Genomic DNA, 17,676 nt, shown 5'->3' with positions numbered 1-17,676 from the left:
CTTCGCGAGCAAGCCCGCTCCCACAGGGGGAACTCTGTTCCAACCCTGATTTTTGCGAGGCTTCACCGGATGCGAACCCTCGGCATCATTTGCCTGTTGCTGGCCCTGAGCGGTTGCAGCTCACTGCTGTTCTACCCCGAACGCGGCCTGCCGTTTACCCCGGAGCGGGCCAAGCTCGAGTACCGCGACGTCACCCTGACCACCGCCGACGGTCTCAAGCTCCACGGCTGGTGGCTACCCGTCAAACCGGGTGTGGAGGTCAAGGGCACGGTCCTGCATTTGCACGGCAACGGCGGCAACCTGGCCTGGCACCTGGGCGGGAGCTGGTGGTTGCCGGAGCAGGGCTACCAGGTGTTGATGGTCGACTACCGGGGTTACGGCGTGTCCGAAGGCGAGCCGAGCCTGCCGGCGATCTATCAGGACATCGACGCCGTGTTTCAATGGCTCGACCAGGCGCCGGAGGTGCAGGGCAAGCCGCTGGTGTTGCTCGGCCAGAGCCTGGGCGGCGCGCTGGCGGTGCATTACCTGGTCGAGCACCCGCAGCGCCAACGGCAGCTCAAGGCCCTGGTGCTCGATGGCGTGCCCGCCAGTTATCGCGACGTTGGCCGTTTTGCCCTGAGTACCTCGTGGCTGACCTGGCCGTTCCAGGTGCCGTTGTCCTGGCTGGTGCCGGACGGTGACAGCGCGATCAGTTCCGTGGCGCAATTGAATGGCGTGCCGAAATTGATCTACCACAGCCTGGACGATCCCATCGTGCCCCTTTCCAACGGCATCCGTCTGTATCAAGCTGCGCCGCCGCCGCGGGTCTTGCAGTTGACACGCGGCGGCCATGTGCAGACATTCGCCGACCCAACCTGGCGCACCGTGATGCTGCGCTACCTCGACGACCCCCAGCACTTCGACGGCCTGCGCCGCCTGGGCGAGGTCCCGAACTACCCGAAATCACCCGTTGAATCACCAGAGAGTCCGCAATGAGCGAAGAACGTAACGCCATCCCCCTGATCATCACCGGTATCTGCAGCATCCTCGGCACCGTGGGGGTGCTCTGGTACTACGGTTACCTGCACTTCGCCAAGCCCGAGGACGCGTTGCTGCTCAACCAGTTCACCATGCTCAAGACCGTACCAGGCGAGGACTACAAGGTGTCCCTGGAACCGGCCCCCCAGGTCGCCCAATGCATCGATGGCGTGCTGGTGCTGTTCGACACCGAGCAGAAAGGCCTGACCGGCGTGCTGATCAACGAGAAGAAACGCGCGGTGCGCTGCATGGGCCAGGAAACGCCGCAGAAATTGCAGCCATAGTCCAATCTCAAGGACACCACCATTCCCTTGTGGGAGCGGGCTTGCTCGCGAAGGCGGTGTGTCAGTCACTGTATGTGTAGCAGACCGGACGCTTTCGCGAGCAAGCCCGCTCCCACAGGGGAGATGTGTTGGCCGATAAAAAAAAGTCCCGCCTGATTGAAGTCAGGCGGGGCTTTTTTGTGGCTCTCAGCCGATCAGTTGGCGCTCAAGGTCGAGCGCGGGGCCACTGGCTGGTTGTCGTTGGAGATGGTCACTTCCACGCGACGGTTCATGGCACGGCCCGAGACGCTGGTGTTGTCGGCCACCGGGAACTCCTTGCCGTACCCCTGGGTCACGATGCGGGCCGGGTCCACGCCCATTTTCACCAGGGCAGTGCGCACGGAGCTGGCGCGGCGCTCGGAGAGCGACTGGTTGTAGGAATCCGAACCGGTGCTGTCGGTATAGCCTTCGATGATCACCTTGCGGTCCGGGCTTTCCTGGAGGAACTGCGCCAGTTTGCTCACATTCGTCATGCCGCTGGCGCGCAGGTCGGACTTGTTGGTGGCGAACAGCACGTCGCCGAAGGTCACCAGCGTACCGCGTTCGGTCTGCTTGGCGTTGAGGCTGTCCTGCAGTTGCTTGATCTGCGCGTTACGCGCATCGAGCAAGGCACGCGCACGTTCGTCACCGGCATTTTTCAGTTCGGCTTCGGCGTTGCGCAGGGCGATGGTCTGCTTGGCCACTTCAACGCGCTGGTTGGTCAGGTAGGCCAACTGGTCGACCTTGGCTTCGTCTTCCTTGTCCAGGTAGGCCTTGTCGGCCTTGGCCAGGAAGTCCGCCGCGTCCTTGGTTTCCAGGGCAGCCACTTTGGTCGCCGCCGGGTCAGCCTGCAGGCCGTTGTAGTTGGTGCGCGCCTGTTCCAGGTTCGCGTTCGGGTCGTGGGAGCAAGCGGCCAGGGCTACGCAGGCAGCGAGCAGGGCGGGCATCATCAAGTGTTTGTGCATCATAGTCTGTCGTCCTTTTATCAATGAGAAGTACGTCGTGGCGTGAACGGCTTACTGAACCTTGTTCATGCCTTCCTGACGCAGTTCCTGAACCCCTTTCTGGGAGTCCTTGAGTGTTTGTTCGGCCTTGGCGGCCTGGGCCTTGCGCTCGGCGACGCGGGCATCCCACTCGGCCTGTTCGGCCAGTCGCTTGGCTTCGTCGTACTTCTGGTCATGCATGGCGATTTCGGCTTGCTTGAGCTTGTCCTGGGCCGATTTCATTTCCACGGCGGCGAATTCGGTACCGCCGGCGCTGACGGCGCTGTTGACCGCCGATTGGGTCACCGCGTACTGCTCCGAAGGTGGATTACCGGCGCAACCGGCGAGAATGAAGCTGCTACCGATCGCCAGGGCAGCCAACTTCAAGCCGCGCAGGCCAGTGGATGAGGGTTTGGCAGTGCAGGTATTCATAGGCTTCAACTCCATTGGGAAACTCCTGAAAAAACGACAAATCCATGCTGGGACCGAAGCCGTGACGTCTGGTTTGGCGCTGGCGCCAAGGCGCGTTTATTTAAACAACCGTTCCAGTATGGTTACTCGGTGTGACCCGAGGCGTTTTTCAAAAGTTCAGCGAAGATGGCCATTCGCCAAAAGAATTACTGACTGATCGGTCAGCGGCAGAAAAGCTGAACTTTCAAGGCGCGCAGCGGTATTCACGGCTTAGGGAAGCCTGCGTTTTTTTGGCGGGCGCGGATGTAGGAGCTGCCGAAGGCTCGGGCCGCGTTCGGACGATCTTTTGATCTTTCGCTTGGGACTCAAGCGTCAGGGGAAAGATCGCAGCCTCGCTTCGCTCGTCAGCTCCTACAGGAGTCAATGCAGGAATCAGTGTTTGGATTTGTCGTTCTGCGAGGAAAGTTCGTGCAGATGCCGGCGGGACAACGCGAGGAATCGCGGGGTCGGGCCGACGTCTTCGTACAGCGGGTCGCCTTCTTCATCGGTGGCGACGACTTGTGAGCCCTTGATGTAGGGAAAGCTTGCTTCCAGCTCTTCCAGCGCCGCCCCGATCAGCTCGCCGAGCAGTTCCTCGGGCTGGCGCTTGGGGTACATGTCGCAGATCGCTGCCAGCCGGGCGGCGGCTTCCACGTCCAGATGGATCGTGTAGCCGGTCTGGGTCAGGCGGCCCTTGGCGTTTTCTTCCCAATGCTGGGCAAGCTCACGAATTTTCATGATGACCTCAATCAGTCTGCTCGTGGCAGGCGCGGTGAGTGACAAGCCGTTGTGTGGCTTACTCATGAGACTAGCTTTGTTGTGCAAGGTTTAAAGTCCCTTCGTCGCTTGTCATAAGCGACGGGCATCGGCACTCTCTGATCCAAGAGCTGTCCGGACTTTTTTGCTGGAGAAATGCTGATGACCGATATCGATGCCCGCTTGCGCGAGGACGTCCACCTGCTCGGCGAACTGCTGGGCAATACCATCCGCGAACAGTACGGGGACACGTTTCTCGACAAGATCGAGCAGATCCGCAAGGGGGCCAAGGCTGACCGACGCGGCTCTGTGGACGCCGAACTCAGCGCCAGCCTCAACCAGTTGAGCGAGGACGAACTGCTGCCGGTGGCACGGGCGTTCAACCAGTTTCTCAACCTGGCCAACATCGCCGAGCAGTACCAACTGATTCATCGCCGCGAAGAGTCGCAACCGGCGCCCTTCGAGGCACGGGTGCTGCCCGAGTTGCTCGCCCGGCTGCGCGCCGAGGGCCATGGCGCCGAAGCCCTGGCCCGGCAATTGGGGCGGCTGGAGATCGAACTGGTCCTCACGGCCCACCCCACGGAAGTGGCTCGCCGTACGCTGATCCAGAAATACGACGCCATCGCCGCACAACTGGCGGCCCAGGATCACCGCGACCTGACCAGCGCCGAGCGCGCGCAGATTCACGAGCGCCTGCAGCGGTTGATCGCCGAAGCCTGGCATACCGAAGAAATCCGCCGCACCCGACCGACCCCGGTGGACGAGGCCAAGTGGGGTTTCGCGGTGATCGAGCACTCGTTGTGGCAGGCCATCCCCAATTACCTGCGCAAGGCCGACCAGGCCCTGCATGCCGCGACCGGCTTGCGCCTGCCGCTGGAGGCCGCGCCGATCCGTTTTGCCTCGTGGATGGGCGGCGACCGTGACGGCAACCCGAATGTCACCGCCGCCGTGACCCGCGAGGTGCTGTTGCTGGCGCGGTGGATGGCGGCGGACCTGTACCTGCGTGATGTCGATCAACTGGCGGCCGAGCTGTCGATGCAACACGCCAGCGAGGCCTTGCGCGCCCAGGCCGGCGACAGCGCCGAACCTTATCGCGCCGTGCTCAAGCAACTGCGTGAACGCCTGCGCGCCACCCGCAACTGGGCCCACGCCTCCCTGAGCGCCGCCACGCCGCCAGGCGCCGACGTGTTACAGCACAACCGCGAGCTGCTGGACCCCCTGGAGCTGTGTTACCACTCGTTGCACGAATGCGGCATGGGCGTGATTGCCGACGGGCCGCTGCTCGATTGCCTGCGCCGGGCGGTGACCTTCGGCCTGTTCCTGGTGCGCCTCGATGTGCGCCAGGACTCGACGCGCCATACCGCCGCCATGACGGAAATAACCGACTACCTGGGCCTGGGCCGCTATGAGGATTGGAACGAGGAGCAGCGCATCAGCTTCTTGCTGGCGGAACTGAGCAACCGGCGTCCGCTGCTGCCGGCCCATTTCAAACCGTCGGCCGATACGGCGGAAGTGTTGGCGACGTGCCGGGAAGTGGCTGCGGCGCCAGCGGCGTCCCTGGGTTCCTACGTGATTTCCATGGCCGGTGCGGCTTCCGATGTCCTCGCGGTGCAGCTGTTATTGAAGGACGCCGGCGTGTTGCGGCCAATGCGCGTGGTGCCGCTGTTCGAGACCCTGGCCGACCTGGACAACGCCGGGCCGGTGATCGAGCGGCTGTTGCTGCTGCCCGGTTATCGCTCGCGGCTGCAAGGCCCACAGGAAGTGATGATCGGCTATTCCGATTCGGCCAAGGACGCCGGGACCACCGCGGCGGCCTGGGCGCAGTATCGGGCCCAGGAGCGGTTGGTGGACATCTGCCGCGAGCAGCAAGTCGAACTGCTGTTGTTCCATGGTCGCGGCGGCACCGTGGGCCGTGGTGGTGGTCCGGCGCACGCGGCGATCCTGTCCCAGCCACCGGGTTCGGTGGCCGGGCGTTTCCGCACCACTGAGCAAGGCGAAATGATTCGTTTCAAATTCGGCCTGCCGGACATCGCCGAACAGAACCTCAACCTTTATCTCGCCGCCGTGCTTGAAGCGACGCTGTTGCCACCGCCGCCGCCGACGCCGCAGTGGCGGGACCTGATGGACGAACTGGCGGCCGATGGCGTCCGTGCCTACCGCGCCGTGGTGCGGGAAAACCCGCAATTTGTCGAGTACTTCCGCCAGTCCACCCCCGAGCAGGAACTGGGGCGCCTGCCCCTGGGCAGCCGTCCGGCCAAGCGTCGGGCCGGTGGCATCGAAAGCCTGCGGGCGATCCCGTGGATCTTCGGCTGGACCCAGACCCGCCTGATGCTGCCGGCCTGGCTCGGCTGGGAAACCGCACTGAGCAAGGCCCTGGAGCGCGGCGAAGGTGAGTTGCTGGGGCAGATGCGCGAGCAATGGCCGTTCTTCCGGACCCGCATCGACATGCTGGAGATGGTGCTGGCCAAGGCCGACGCCGATATTGCCCGCTCCTACGACGAGCGTTTGGTGGAACCTGGGCTGCTGCCTTTGGGTGCGCATTTACGCGACCTATTGTCGCAGGCTTGTGGGGTGGTCCTTGGGTTGACCGGTCAGTCGCAGCTACTGGCACATAGCCCTGCCACGCTGGAATTCATTCGCCTGCGCAACACGTACCTCGACCCGCTGCACCTGTTGCAGGCCGAACTGTTGGCGCGCTCGCGGCAGCAGGATGTGGCCCAGGGCAGCCCCGTGGAACAGGCGTTGCTGGTGTCTGTGGCGGGGATTGCCGCCGGTTTGCGCAATACCGGCTAAGGTTAGGCAGCGCACCGAAACGGCTCGCCCGGTGTTCCCGGGCGTTGTCCGCCGGGGGAGGGGACAGGTTGGCCAGGCGACAGTTTGTTGCCCGGTTGCGACTCTCGCCACCCCCTGCGAAGGTCGTATCGGGCGCGGGTTCCTCCGACTTTCGGCGGCTTGTGTGGGTCGGGCCTGCTGTGTATCTTGATCAGCCTTTGGCCGTTTGGGCGGTCACGATCCTGTTTTTCGAAGATTGGCCCCACGAGGCGAATCCGAGCGTTTTACATAAAAAAATTGAGGAGCACATCGATGCGCGTCATTCTGCTGGGAGCTCCCGGGGCCGGTAAAGGTACTCAGGCAAAGTTCATCACCGAAAAATTCGGTATCCCGCAAATCTCCACTGGCGACATGCTGCGTGCCGCGGTCAAGGCGGGCACGCCACTGGGCGTTCAAGCCAAGAGCATCATGGATGCCGGCGGCCTGGTGTCGGATGACCTGATCATCGCCCTGGTCAAGGATCGCATCGCTCAAGCCGATTGCGCCAACGGCTTCCTGTTCGACGGCTTCCCGCGCACCATTCCCCAGGCTGAAGCCCTGGTGACTGCCGGTGTCGAGCTCGATCACGTGGTCGAAATCGCGGTCGACGACGAAGAGATCGTCCAGCGCATTGCCGGCCGTCGCGTTCACGAAGCGTCCGGCCGTGTCTATCACACCGTCTACAACCCGCCAAAAGTCGCCGGCAAGGACGACGTGACTGGCGAAGAGCTGGTGCAGCGCAAGGACGACACCGAAGAAACCGTGCGTCATCGCCTGTCGGTCTACCATTCCCAGACCAAGCCGCTGGTGGCGTTCTACCAGAATCTGTCGGCTGCCCAGGGCAAGCCGAAGTACAGCCACATCCCGGGCGTTGGCTCGGTCGATGCGATCACCGGCAAGGTGCTCGAAGCGCTGAGCTGAAAAGTCTGATCAGTTGCATCAACTACGGCCCGCTTGCGGGCCGTAGTTGTTTATACTGGCGCACTTTTTTCCACCTGATTTACGGACACAACGATGAGCACCTTGCTGGCCCTGGACACCGCGACTGAAGCTTGTTCCGTTGCCTTGCTGCACGACGGCAAGGTCACGAGCCATTACGAGGTGATCCCGCGCCTGCACGCGCAGAAACTGTTGCCGATGATCCAGAAACTGCTGAGCGATGCCGGGACGACCTTGCAGGCAGTGGACGCGATTGCTTTCGGTCGCGGGCCGGGGGCTTTTACCGGCGTGCGCATCGCCATCGGCGTGGTGCAGGGGCTGGCGTTTGCCCTGGAGCGACCGGTGTTGCCAGTGTCGAACCTGGCGGTGCTGGCCCAGCGCGCCTTGCGCGAACAAGGCGCCCGCCAAGTTGCAGCGGCCATCGATGCGCGCATGGACGAGGTGTACTGGGGCTGCTATCGCGAAACCGACGGCGAGATGCGCCTGGTCGGTGCTGAAGCGGTATTGCCGCCCGAAGCGGCGGCGTTGCCGAGCGACGCCGGCGGTGACTGGTTCGGCGCCGGTACCGGTTGGGGCTACGGCGAGCGCATCGCCGTCAACCTGGCCGGCCAGGACGCCACCCTGCTGCCTCACGCCGAAGACCTGCTGGCCCTGGCCCGCTTCGCCTGGGCCCGTGGTGAAGCCATTGTGGCCGATGATGCGCAACCGGTGTACCTGCGGGACAAAGTCGCCACGCCAAAATCCGAGCGATAACCCCAGGCGTTGTGGGAGCAAAGCTTGCTCGCGTACAGGCGCCTCGGTTCCCGGGCAGACCGCGTCATCTTCATCGCGGGCAAGCCTTGCTCCCACAAAGACATTTCCCCGGCCAAAAGTCACACCCAATATTGCCAGTCGTCACTTTTTCAGCCCGTTTTTAAACCTTTTGGACTTTATGTGTTCTAGTTATCACTTGCGCATTTGCGCGGCTGTGAAAGTGCCGCTAAATTGCCATCATTGATACCGAGCATTCTGTTATGCGTATAGACGGCGTTTCATCCCAGTCCTATCCCATCAAGCGCAAGCCTCGTGCAGGCAAAATCGCTGAGCAAGAGTCCTTCGATGATGATATCGATGGCGAACTGGAGTTCCCGTCTGAAGAGCAACTGGCCGCCCGCGCCGCCAAGGCCTCCGCGCAACGCCTGAGCAATCTCCCCGCCCGTCAGCAAGACATGCTTTATCACCGTGCAATGAGCCGCAGTGTCGCCACGGCCCTGGCGAGCTACCTGAGCACCGCCGGTTTCGTCGATTGGGATATGGAAGTGCTGGGACTCGATCTCTACATCTGATGGTCTTCCCTTACTACCTGGGCTGTCCGTCCTGGAGCGAAAACGCCTGGCGTGATTATCTCTATCCCCAGGACGCGAAAAGCACCGACTTTCTGAATCTCTATTCCCAAGTGTTCAATGCCGTGGAAGGCAATACGACCTTCTACGCCAGCCCTTCTGCGGCCACGGTCCAGCGCTGGGCCGAAATCATGCCCGAGCACTTTCGCTTCACCGCCAAGTTTCCCGGTGACATCAGCCACAACGGCGACTTGCGTGAGCGCCTGACGGCCACCGAAACCTTCCTGCAACTGCTCAGCCCCTTGGGTGAGCGTGTCTCGCCGTACTGGCTGCAACTGTCCAAGGCCTTCACCCCGAATCGGTTGCCGGAGTTGGCGGGGTTCATCGACGCCTTGCAGCGCCCCTTGGCTGTGGAAGTCCGTCACGATGAGTTCTTTGCCAAGGGCGACGCCGAACGGCGCCTCAATCGTCTGTTGCTCGATCGTGGTGTCGAACGCATCTGCCTCGATCCCCGAGCCTTGTTCAGTTGTACCTCGACTGATCCTGCGGTGCTCCACGCGCAATCGAAAAAGCCCCGCGTACCACCCCGGCCCGCGGCGTTCACCCAATGTCCGCAAGTGCGCTTCATTGGTCATCCGGTGCTGGAAGCCAATGAACCGTTCCTGACGCCCTGGGTGGAAAAAATCGCCGCGTGGATCGAAGAAGGGCGCACGCCCTATATCTTCTTGCACACCGCCGACAACCTGCTGGCAGCCAAACTCGCGCAACGCTTCCACACTCGCCTGATGAGTCGTTTACCTGGCTTGCCGGCCCTGCCTGAGCTATATAGAGAGCCCGCCGCCGAGCAACTGGGTTTGCTCTGAGGCCAACCCTACCTGCTCAGGAGCGAACTACATGGATGCGCAAACTCGTCGAGCCCAGGCGTTCAAGGCCTTGCACGAACGTGAAGGGGCTTTTGTCATTCCCAACCCGTGGGATGCCGGTTCGGCCAAGATGCTGGCCAGCCTCGGTTTTGAAGCCCTGGCGACCACCAGTGCCGGCCACGCCTTTTCGTTGGGCCGGCCCGATGGCGCGCTGGGCCTGGAGGACACGCTGGCCAATGTGCGGGCGATTGTGGCGGCCACCAACCTGCCCGTGGCCGTGGACCTGGAGAACGGTTTTGCCGATGCCCCCGACGATTGCGCGCGTAATCTGCTCCGTGCGGCGGGGGCCGGTGCGGTGGGTGGTTCAATCGAAGATGCCACGGGGCGCGAAGACAGCCCGATCTATTGCTTCGACCATGCCGTGGCGCGGGTCAAGGCCGCCGCCGAGGCCGTGCGCAGCTTGCCGTATCCCTTCCTGCTGACGGCCCGGGCGGAGAACTTCCTGCATGGCAATCCAGACCTGGACGACACCATTCGCCGCTTGAAGGCCTTCGCAGACGCGGGGGCCGACGTGTTGTACGCCCCGGGGCTGAGCAGCGCCGAGCAAGTGCTCGCGGTGGTACAGGCCGTGGCGCCGAAACCGGTGAACGTGCTGATGTCCGGGGCGCTGGACCTGACGGTGGCGCAGTTGAGCGAGTTGGGCGTCAAGCGCATCAGCGTCGGATCGGCGTTGGCCCTGGCGGCGTATGGCGAGTTCTTCCGCGCCGCCGAGGAAATCCAGCAAAAAGGCACGTTCACCTTCACGCGCCGCTCGATGCCGTTCAAGCAGGCCAATCAATTATTCAAGGGTTGAGGCCCGAGGCAACGTCGTGCGGTTTTTGAAAGTTCTTGCGGTAGTGGCACTGCTCGTTGGCGTTGCAGTGCTGGGGGTATGGCGTGGTTGGGTGGTGCTGCCGCCCCAATGGAATCCCTGGGCGCCCCTGGACGTCAACCTTGCGCCCAACCTGCTGACCCGCTTCAAGCTCATGGCCCTGCGCAATGACCCACAGCTGTGCGACCAGGCCCTCGCCACCTCGGGGCTGCGCACCGCCCGCCAGGCGGACAGCGGCGCCAATTCGACGTGCCCGCTGACCAATGTGCTGAGGGTGCAGGGTGGTGAAGTGGCGCTGAGCAGCAGTTTCCTCGCCAGTTGCCCACTGGCCGTGGCCTTTGCGTTGTTCGAGCGCCATGGGTTGCAGCCGGCGGCAATGGCGGTCTACGGGCAGAAAGTGACGCGGGTCGATCATCTCGGCAGTTTCGCCTGTCGCAACATGTATGGCCGTGAGAGCGGGGCGCGCAGCCAGCATGCCACCGCCAGTGCGTTGGACATCGCTGGGTTTCGCCTGGCCGATGGCCGCACGGTCAGCGTGCTCAAGGACTGGCCCAAGGACGATGCCGATGCGCGGTTTCTGCGTCAGGCCCGCGACGGCGCCTGCGATATGTTCAGTGTGGTCTTGAGCCCGGATTACAACGCGGCGCACCGCAACCATTTTCATCTGGACGTGGGGCCATGGTGGATCTGTCGTTGATTTAAGCGGCGATACGCAGGTTCTGCAGCACGATCGGACGTGCCCAGCGGGTGTCGAAATCCAGTTGTTTCTGCTGCGCCACCAATTCCTCTTCCGGGAAGGGTGGGAACGGCTTGTCCAGCAGGTCGAGTTCGAACTCGGCGATTGGCAGGTGCAGTGGGCGCGGTTGCGGTGCCGGGCCGGGTTCCGGCAGCGGTTGGCCGGCGGTGAGGACGAGTGGGCGAATCCAGTTGCTTTCGAAGGTCTGCTGTTTTTGCTGGGCCGCGATTTCTTCGGCTGGGAAGGGCGGGAAGGGCTTGTCCAGCAGGTCGAGTTCGAATTCGGCGATGGGCAGGAACAGCGGCTCAGGCGGCTTGACCGGGGTTTCGGTCACTTCGCAGGTGCGCTGGCTGACGATGTGTTCCAGCAGTTCGGCGCCGAGGGTCGGTTCAACCGCTTCATCAAGGGCCACTGGCTGGTAGCTGCCAGGTGCCGGTGCGTTATCACCCAGTTGATCGGCCAGGGCCCGGGCAAAAAAATCCTGCCACAGGTGACTGACGCCGCTCAGCGCTTGGGTGTTACGCAGGCTGTAATCGCCGTAAGGGGAGATAACGCCTATCGATGTGGATTGAATGTCTGACATTTTTCTCGGTCGACGCTCAGCTCTGGCAAAATGCCGTTCACCGTTGTTATCGGCCGTTTTTGCCGATCCTTAATTTTTTGAGCATGTTTCCAAGAATGAACAACTTCCATGAGTGAGCAACCCGCGGCCTGCCGCATCCATGTCGAGGCCCTGGCCCCGGCCTTCCAACCGCAGGCCGAGCACTGGGCTGAGCGGCTTGGCCTGCCTTTGCAAGTGGACGATGGCGAGTTTGCCTTGCAGGTCGGCGAGCAGGGGCTGCAGTTGCAGCAACTGGGCCCGGACGCGCCAGGGCCGGTGCGGGTGGACTTCGTCGAAGGCGGTGCGGCCCATCGGCGTTTGTACGGTGGCGGCAGCGGCCAGATGATCGCCAAGGCGGTCGGCATTGCCCAAGGTGTGCGTCCGCGGGTGCTGGATGCCACGGCCGGGTTGGGCAAGGATGCGTTTGTGCTGGCCAGCCTGGGCTGCGAAATGAGCCTGATCGAGCGTCAACCGCTGATTGGAGCCCTGCTGGAGGATGGTCTGGCCCGCGCGGCGGAGGACTTCGACGTGGCGCCGATCGTGGCGCGCATGCGTTTGCTCAAGGGCAACTCCATCGAGGTGATGCGCAACTGGGAAGGCGAGCCGCCCCAGGTGATCTACCTGGACCCGATGTTTCCCCATCGAGAGAAAACCGCCCTGGTGAAGAAGGAAATGCGCCTGTTCCGCCCTCTGGTGGGCGATGACCCGGACGCCCCGGCGCTGCTTGCTGCGGCCCTGGCCCTGGCGACCCACCGGGTGGTGGTCAAGCGCCCGCGCAAGGCCCCGTGCATCGAAGGGCCGAAGCCGAGCCATGGGCTCGATGGTAAATCCAGTCGCTACGACATCTACCCCAAGAAAGCGCTCAAGCCCTGAACTGTGGGAAAAGGTGTTCTGGGGGAGGAGAATGATCTGTGGGAGCAAAGCTTGCTCGCGATGAACGATGACGCGGTCTTCTGAGAGATCGCGCCGCCGCCATCGCGAGCAAGCTTTGCTCCCACAGGTCCACCTCAGTCAGAGAAAGCTTTGCTCCTACAGGTCCATCTCAGTCAGAAAAAACTGTGGCGGCCTAAGGCCGATAAGCCCGCACAAACAACCCCACCACTTCCTGCACATGGGCCTCGGCTGCAGCAGGTTCCAGTGGCGCGCCGCAGCCATACAACAGGCGGAAGTTCGCCGCGCCCTTGATCAGGCAGAAAAAATGCTCAGCGGCATTGCGCGGTTTGTCGATGCACAGGGCTCCGCTCTGGTTGACCTTGGTCAGCAGGCGTTCCATGCCTGAGAGCATCCGCTGCGGGCCGGCTTCGAAGAAAATCGCCGAGAGTTTCGGATCCTGGCTACCCAGGGCCATGATCACCCGATGCAGGTTCACCGACTCCTCGCTGCTGATGAGCTGGTGAAAACCACGGGCGATGTTCAGCAGCACGTGCTCGATCGGAACGCCGTCCTGCCATTCGAAAAACAGCGGCGGCACCTGTTCTTCGCACTTGGCGATCACGGCAGCGGAGAACAGCGTCTCCTTGTCGTTGAAGTGACTGTAGACCGTCAGCTTCGAGACTCCAGCCTCGGTAGCGACGGCGTCCATGCTGGTACTGGCGTAACCCATGCTCACGAACAGGCGCTTCGCCGCGTCGAGGATGGCCTGGCGCTTGGCCAGGTCCTTGGGACGGCCGGGGCCGGAGGGAGTTGGAGGATTGTTCGACATTTCTTCGCTTTAATACTGGACTGGTGAGTTTGCTATTAATAACATACTCGCCAGTATAATTATTCCAAGCACCATTAGCGAAAGGTCACTCGCCATGTTCCGCTATGCCCTGCCCCTCGCCGTGCCAGTCGCCTTGGCTTTTTTATTGTCTGCGTGCGGTCATGACGAGCCGGTGCCCGTCGCCGTGCGCCCGGTCATGGTGGTCAATCCAGAGCCTTCGGCCCAGGCGATGGACAGTTATCCCGGCGAAGTACGAGCCCGATTCGAGCCCGACCTGGCCTTTCGCATTGGCGGCAAGGTGAGCCGACGGCTGGTCGAAGAGGGCCAGCGGGTCAAGGCCAATCAACCGCTGGCCGAACTCGATCCCGAAGATGTGCGCCTGCAATTGGAAGCAACCCGTGCCCAGGTTGCCGCCGCCGAGGCCAACCTGAACCTGGTCCGCGCCGAGCGTGACCGCTACAAGACCTTGATGGAACGGCAGATGGTCAGCCGCTCCCAGTACGACAACGCCGAAAACCTTTACCGCTCCGGCACCGCGCGGCTCAAGCAGATCAAGGCCGAGTTCGATGTCGCCAACAACCAGGCCAGCTATTCGGTGCTGCGTGCGCCCCAGGATGGCGTCGTCGCTCGGCGTTCGGTAGAAGTCGGGCAGGTGGTGTCAGCCGGGCAAACCGTCTTCACCCTGGCCACCGATGGTGAGCGTGAAGTGCTGATCAGCCTGCCGGAACAGGGTTTTGGCCGGTTCAAGATCGGCCAGCCGGTTTCGGTCGAGCTGTGGAGCCAGCCCGACCAGCGTTTCAGCGGGCGCATTCGCGAACTGTCGCCAGCCGCCGACCCCAAGTCCCGCACCTTCGCCGCCCGCGTGGCCTTCACCGCCGGCAGTGTTCCGGCCGAGCTGGGCCAGAGCGCGCAGGTGTTTATCCAGACCGCCGACAAGGTGCCGCTGTCGGTGCCGTTGTCGGCCCTGACGGCTGAAAACGGCGCGACGTATGTCTGGGTGCTCAACGCCAACAACACCCTGAAAAAAGTCCCGGTGCGGGTCGGCGCCTTCGGCGAAAAGACCGTTCCGGTGCTGGAAGGCCTCAGCCCCGATGATTGGGTGGTGGCGGCCGGTGTGCATGTGCTCCTCGACGGCCAGCAGGTGCGGCCGGTGGATCGCTCCAACCGCGTGGTCAACCTGACGGCCAAGGAGTAATCCCCGATGGGTTTCAATCTTTCCGAATGGGCGTTGCGCAACCGCCAGATCGTACTGTTCCTGATGCTGTTGCTGGCCATCGTTGGCGCGCTTTCCTACACCAAGCTTGGCCAGAGCGAAGACCCGCCGTTCACCTTCAAGGCCATGGTCATCAGCACCAACTGGCCGGGCGCCACGGCCGAGGAAGTCTCGCGGCAGGTTACTGAGCGCATCGAAAAGAAGCTCATGGAAACCGGCGATTACGAAAGGATCGTCTCGTTCTCCCGGCCGGGCGAGTCCCAAGTGACCTTCATGGCACGCGACTCCCTGCATTCGGCGCAGATTCCCGAGCTGTGGTACCAGATCCGCAAGAAGATCAGCGACATCCACCACACCTTGCCGCCGGGTATCCAAGGGCCATTTTTCAACGATGAATTCGGCACCACCTTCGGCAATATCTACGCGCTGACCGGCGATGGTTTCGACTACGCCGTGCTCAAGGACTACGCCGACCGCGTCCAGATCCAGCTGCAACGGGTCAAGGACGTGGGCAAGGTCGAACTGCTCGGTTTGCAGGACGAGAAGATCTGGATCGAGCTGTCGAACGTGAAGCTGGCGACCCTTGGCCTGCCCTTGGCGGCGGTCCAGCAGGCCCTGGAAGAACAGAACGCCGTATCGACCGCCGGCTTCTTCGAAACCGGCAGCGAGCGATTGCAGCTCCGGGTTTCCGGGAATTTCCAGACCGTGGAAGAGATCCGCAACTTCCCGATCCGGGTCGCCGATCGTACGTTCCGTATCAGTGATGTGGCCGATGTGCGCCGTGGCTTCAACGATCCACCGGCGCCACGCATGCGTTTCATGGGCGAAGACGCCATCGGCCTGGCCGTGGCCATGAAGGACGGCGGTGACATCTTGGTGCTGGGCAAGGCCCTTGAGGTCGATTTTGCCCGTATCCAGGACACGCTCCCGGCCGGCATGCAATTGCGCAAGGTGTCGGACCAGCCGGCGGCGGTGAAGACCGGGGTGGGTGAGTTCGTCCAGGTGCTGGTGGAAGCGCTGACGATTGTGTTGCTGGTGAGCTTCTTCTCCCTGGGACTGCGCACCGGGATGGTGGTGGCCCTGGCGATCCCGCTGGTGTTGGCGATGACGTTCGCCGCGATGTATTACCTGGGGATCGGCCTGCACAAGATTTCCCTCGGCGCGCTGGTATTGGCGCTGGGGCTGCTGGTGGACGATGCGATCATCGCCGTGGAGATGATGGCGATCAAGATGGAGCAGGGTTTCGACCGGATCAAGGCCGCCAGCTTTGCGTGGACCAGCACGGCGTTCCCGATGCTCACCGGTACGTTGATCACCGCGGCCGGCTTCCTGCCCATCGCCACTGCGCAATCGGGTACTGGCGAATACACCCGTTCGATTTTCCAGGTCGTGACCCTGGCATTGGTGGCGTCCTGGGTGGCTGCGGTGGTGTTTGTGCCGTACCTGGGGGAAAAGCTCCTGCCGGACCTGGCGAAAATTCACGCGGCCAAACATGGCACGGCTGACGGCCAGACCGACCCGTACGGCACGCCGTTCTATCAGCGTGTCCGGCGGATGGTGGAGTGGTGCGTGCGTCGCCGCAAAACCGTCATCACCTTGACCGTGCTGTTGTTTATCGGCTCGGTGGTGTTGTTCCGTTTCGTGCCGCAGCAGTTCTTCCCGGCATCGGGGCGGCTGGAGCTGATGGTCGACCTGAAGCTGCAGGAAGGCGCTTCCCTGAGCAACACCGCCGAGCAGGTCAAGCGCCTTGAAGCGCTGCTCAAGGACCATGCCGGCATCGACAACTACGTGGCGTACGTGGGCACCGGTTCGCCGCGTTTCTACTTGCCGCTGGATCAACAATTGCCGGCGTCCAGCTTCGCCCAGTTCGTGGTGCTGGCCAAGACCATCGAAGACCGCGAACCCCTGCGCAGTTGGTTGATCAGTACCCTGAACGAACAGTTCCCGACCCTGCGCTCGCGGGTCACGCGCCTGGAAAACGGCCCGCCGGTCGGTTATCCGGTGCAGTTCCGCGTCACGGGCGAGCACATCGAAAAGGTTCGCGCCCTGGCGCGCAAAGTGGCGACGAAAGTTCGCGAAAACCCTTACGTGACCAATGTGCACCTGGACTGGGAAGAGCCGAGCAAGGTGGTGTACCTGAACGTCGATCAGGACCGTGCCCGAGCCCTGGGCGTGAGCACTGCCAACCTGGCGAGTTTCCTGCGCAGTTCCCTCACCGGCTCCAGCGTCAGCCAGTATCGGGAAGACAACGAACTGATCGAGATCCTGCTGCGCGGCACGCTGCATGAGCGCACCGAGTTGTCGTTGCTGCCGAGCCTGGCGGTGCCGACTGACAACGGCAAGAGCGTGGCCCTGTCGCAGATCGCAACCCTGGAGTACGGCTTCGAAGAGGGCGTGATCTGGCACCGCAACCGCCTGCCGAGCGTGACCGTACGGGCCGATATCTACGGCAAGGAACAACCGGCGACCCTGGTGCAGCAGATCTTCCCGACCCTGGAGCCGATTCGTGCGCAACTGCCGGATGGTTACCTGCTGGAGGTGGGCGGTACGGTAGAGGATTCGGCCCGCGGCCAGAAATCGGTGAACGCCGGTGTGCCGCTGTTCATCGTGGTGGTGTTGACCTTGCTGATGCTGCAACTGCGCAGTTTCTCCCGCACGGCCATGGTGTTTCTCACCGCGCCGCTGGGGTTGATCGGTGTCACGCTGTTCCTGTTGATGTTCCGCCAGCCGTTTGGTTTCGTCGCCATGCTCGGCACGATCGCGCTGTCGGGGATGATCATGCGCAACTCGGTGATCCTGGTGGATCAGATCGAACAGGACATCAAGGCGGGGTTGGCGCCCTGGCAGGCGATCATTGAAGCGACGGTACGCCGCTTCCGTCCGATTGTGCTCACCGCACTGGCGGCGGTGCTGGCGATGATCCCGCTGTCGCGCAGCCTGTTCTTCGGCCCGATGGCGGTGGCGATCATGGGCGGCTTGATCGTGGCGACGGCGTTGACGCTGTTGTTCCTGCCGGCGTTGTATGCGGCGTGGTTCAGGGTCAAGAAAACCTGATAACCGCGGGTTTCAGTCACATTCTCTGTTGAATGTGCGGCCGCCTTCGCGAGCAA

At 62.7% G+C, this 17,676-nt stretch carries 17 protein-coding genes; 12 read left to right on the top strand and 5 right to left on the bottom strand.

Going from position 1 to position 17,676, the window contains the following annotated elements:
* The first annotated feature begins 69 nt into the window (after positions 1–69).
* Both CFII68_RS19665 and CFII68_RS19670 read left to right on the top strand, forming a co-directional pair.
* The gene (locus CFII68_RS19665) at positions 70–975 is read left to right on the top strand and encodes an alpha/beta hydrolase (RefSeq protein ID WP_018603791.1); all 906 of its coding nucleotides are present in this window, start codon (positions 70–72) and stop codon (positions 973–975) included.
* A complete protein-coding gene (locus tag CFII68_RS19670; RefSeq protein ID WP_014336759.1) occupies positions 972–1,301 on the top strand; it encodes a hypothetical protein in 330 nt (109 codons plus the stop codon). Before CFII68_RS19665 ends, CFII68_RS19670 begins: the two co-directional genes overlap by 4 nt.
* A gap of 194 nt (positions 1,302–1,495) precedes the next feature.
* On the opposite strand, the gene CFII68_RS19675 is transcribed toward CFII68_RS19670, so the two are convergent.
* From CFII68_RS19675 to CFII68_RS19685, 3 genes are all read right to left on the bottom strand, one after another.
* Positions 1,496–2,284: an OmpA family protein gene (locus CFII68_RS19675; RefSeq protein ID WP_018603790.1), complete on the bottom strand. Its 789-nt coding sequence runs from the start codon at positions 2,282–2,284 to the stop codon at positions 1,496–1,498.
* A 51-nt stretch (positions 2,285–2,335) separates the two neighbouring features.
* Entirely contained in the window at positions 2,336–2,749 is a 414-nt protein-coding gene (locus CFII68_RS19680; RefSeq protein WP_018603788.1) for a DUF4398 domain-containing protein, read from the bottom strand.
* A 396-nt stretch (positions 2,750–3,145) separates the two neighbouring features.
* Positions 3,146–3,490: a hypothetical protein gene (locus CFII68_RS19685; RefSeq protein WP_003198166.1), complete on the bottom strand. Its 345-nt coding sequence runs from the start codon at positions 3,488–3,490 to the stop codon at positions 3,146–3,148.
* Positions 3,491–3,670: 180 nt separating this feature from the next.
* On the opposite strand from CFII68_RS19685, the gene ppc reads away from it, so the two are divergent.
* The 7 genes from ppc to CFII68_RS19720 all read left to right on the top strand — a co-directional run bounded on the left by ppc (position 3,671) and on the right by CFII68_RS19720 (position 11,011).
* Positions 3,671–6,301, top strand: a complete 2,631-nt coding sequence (gene ppc / locus CFII68_RS19690) for a phosphoenolpyruvate carboxylase (RefSeq protein WP_018603786.1) — start codon at positions 3,671–3,673, stop codon at positions 6,299–6,301.
* A gap of 291 nt (positions 6,302–6,592) precedes the next feature.
* Complete coding sequence (gene adk, locus CFII68_RS19695; protein ID WP_018603784.1) at positions 6,593–7,240, top strand: adenylate kinase; 648 nt, start codon at positions 6,593–6,595, stop codon at positions 7,238–7,240.
* Positions 7,241–7,333: 93 nt separating this feature from the next.
* A complete protein-coding gene (gene tsaB / locus CFII68_RS19700; protein WP_018603782.1) occupies positions 7,334–8,011 on the top strand; it encodes a tRNA (adenosine(37)-N6)-threonylcarbamoyltransferase complex dimerization subunit type 1 TsaB in 678 nt (225 codons plus the stop codon).
* 260 nt (positions 8,012–8,271) lie between these two features.
* Complete coding sequence (locus CFII68_RS19705) at positions 8,272–8,583, top strand: hypothetical protein (RefSeq protein ID WP_014336766.1); 312 nt, start codon at positions 8,272–8,274, stop codon at positions 8,581–8,583.
* On the top strand, positions 8,583–9,443 hold the full coding sequence (locus CFII68_RS19710) for a DUF72 domain-containing protein (protein ID WP_018603780.1): 861 nt from the start codon (positions 8,583–8,585) through the stop codon (positions 9,441–9,443). The genes CFII68_RS19705 and CFII68_RS19710 overlap by 1 nt, the downstream gene beginning before the upstream one ends.
* A gap of 31 nt (positions 9,444–9,474) precedes the next feature.
* Positions 9,475–10,296, top strand: coding sequence for an oxaloacetate decarboxylase (locus tag CFII68_RS19715; protein WP_018603778.1), 822 nt, complete (start codon positions 9,475–9,477; stop codon positions 10,294–10,296).
* Between the two features lie 16 nt (positions 10,297–10,312).
* Positions 10,313–11,011, top strand: a complete 699-nt coding sequence (locus tag CFII68_RS19720) for an extensin family protein (protein WP_033062507.1) — start codon at positions 10,313–10,315, stop codon at positions 11,009–11,011.
* A gap of 1 nt (position 11,012) precedes the next feature.
* Here the strand turns inward: CFII68_RS19720 and CFII68_RS0125855 are convergent, their stop codons facing one another.
* Entirely contained in the window at positions 11,013–11,633 is a 621-nt protein-coding gene (locus CFII68_RS0125855; RefSeq protein WP_033062506.1) for a hypothetical protein, read from the bottom strand.
* A gap of 108 nt (positions 11,634–11,741) precedes the next feature.
* Here CFII68_RS0125855 and CFII68_RS19725 point away from each other — a divergent pair, with 108 nt between their 5' ends.
* Positions 11,742–12,524 (top strand): class I SAM-dependent methyltransferase, encoded by a 783-nt coding sequence (locus CFII68_RS19725; RefSeq protein WP_018603774.1) that lies wholly within the window; start codon positions 11,742–11,744, stop codon positions 12,522–12,524.
* Positions 12,525–12,717: 193 nt separating this feature from the next.
* On the opposite strand, the gene CFII68_RS19730 is transcribed toward CFII68_RS19725, so the two are convergent.
* Entirely contained in the window at positions 12,718–13,353 is a 636-nt protein-coding gene (locus tag CFII68_RS19730) for a TetR/AcrR family transcriptional regulator (protein ID WP_018603772.1), read from the bottom strand.
* Between the two features lie 94 nt (positions 13,354–13,447).
* Here CFII68_RS19730 and CFII68_RS19735 point away from each other — a divergent pair, with 94 nt between their 5' ends.
* Together CFII68_RS19735 and CFII68_RS19740 are read left to right on the top strand one after the other, a co-directional pair.
* Positions 13,448–14,548 (top strand): efflux RND transporter periplasmic adaptor subunit, encoded by a 1,101-nt coding sequence (locus CFII68_RS19735; protein ID WP_018603770.1) that lies wholly within the window; start codon positions 13,448–13,450, stop codon positions 14,546–14,548.
* A gap of 6 nt (positions 14,549–14,554) precedes the next feature.
* Complete coding sequence (locus CFII68_RS19740; protein ID WP_018603768.1) at positions 14,555–17,620, top strand: efflux RND transporter permease subunit; 3,066 nt, start codon at positions 14,555–14,557, stop codon at positions 17,618–17,620.
* Positions 17,621–17,676 lie beyond the last annotated feature (56 nt).

Source organism: Pseudomonas sp. CFII68 (assembly GCF_000416195.1).
Taxonomy (GTDB): Bacteria; Pseudomonadota; Gammaproteobacteria; order Pseudomonadales; family Pseudomonadaceae; genus Aquipseudomonas; species Aquipseudomonas kilonensis.
The sequence above is the reverse complement of the archived record's forward strand: the minus strand, read 5'-3'. Positions and strand labels throughout refer to the sequence as shown.

Coding starts and splice junctions, on each gene's coding strand:
- CFII68_RS19665 (WP_018603791.1), top strand. CDS start 70: ATGCGAACCCTCGGCATCATTTGCCTGTTGCTGGCCCTGAGCGGTTGC.
- CFII68_RS19670 (WP_014336759.1), top strand. CDS start 972: ATGAGCGAAGAACGTAACGCCATCCCCCTGATCATCACCGGTATCTGC.
- CFII68_RS19675 (WP_018603790.1), bottom strand. CDS start 2,284: ATGCACAAACACTTGATGATGCCCGCCCTGCTCGCTGCCTGCGTAGCC.
- CFII68_RS19680 (WP_018603788.1), bottom strand. CDS start 2,749: ATGGAGTTGAAGCCTATGAATACCTGCACTGCCAAACCCTCATCCACT.
- CFII68_RS19685 (WP_003198166.1), bottom strand. CDS start 3,490: ATGAAAATTCGTGAGCTTGCCCAGCATTGGGAAGAAAACGCCAAGGGC.
- ppc (WP_018603786.1), top strand. CDS start 3,671: ATGACCGATATCGATGCCCGCTTGCGCGAGGACGTCCACCTGCTCGGC.
- adk (WP_018603784.1), top strand. CDS start 6,593: ATGCGCGTCATTCTGCTGGGAGCTCCCGGGGCCGGTAAAGGTACTCAG.
- tsaB (WP_018603782.1), top strand. CDS start 7,334: ATGAGCACCTTGCTGGCCCTGGACACCGCGACTGAAGCTTGTTCCGTT.
- CFII68_RS19705 (WP_014336766.1), top strand. CDS start 8,272: ATGCGTATAGACGGCGTTTCATCCCAGTCCTATCCCATCAAGCGCAAG.
- CFII68_RS19710 (WP_018603780.1), top strand. CDS start 8,583: ATGGTCTTCCCTTACTACCTGGGCTGTCCGTCCTGGAGCGAAAACGCC.
- CFII68_RS19715 (WP_018603778.1), top strand. CDS start 9,475: ATGGATGCGCAAACTCGTCGAGCCCAGGCGTTCAAGGCCTTGCACGAA.
- CFII68_RS0125855 (WP_033062506.1), bottom strand. CDS start 11,633: ATGTCAGACATTCAATCCACATCGATAGGCGTTATCTCCCCTTACGGC.
- CFII68_RS19725 (WP_018603774.1), top strand. CDS start 11,742: ATGAGTGAGCAACCCGCGGCCTGCCGCATCCATGTCGAGGCCCTGGCC.
- CFII68_RS19730 (WP_018603772.1), bottom strand. CDS start 13,353: ATGTCGAACAATCCTCCAACTCCCTCCGGCCCCGGCCGTCCCAAGGAC.
- CFII68_RS19735 (WP_018603770.1), top strand. CDS start 13,448: ATGTTCCGCTATGCCCTGCCCCTCGCCGTGCCAGTCGCCTTGGCTTTT.
- CFII68_RS19740 (WP_018603768.1), top strand. CDS start 14,555: ATGGGTTTCAATCTTTCCGAATGGGCGTTGCGCAACCGCCAGATCGTA.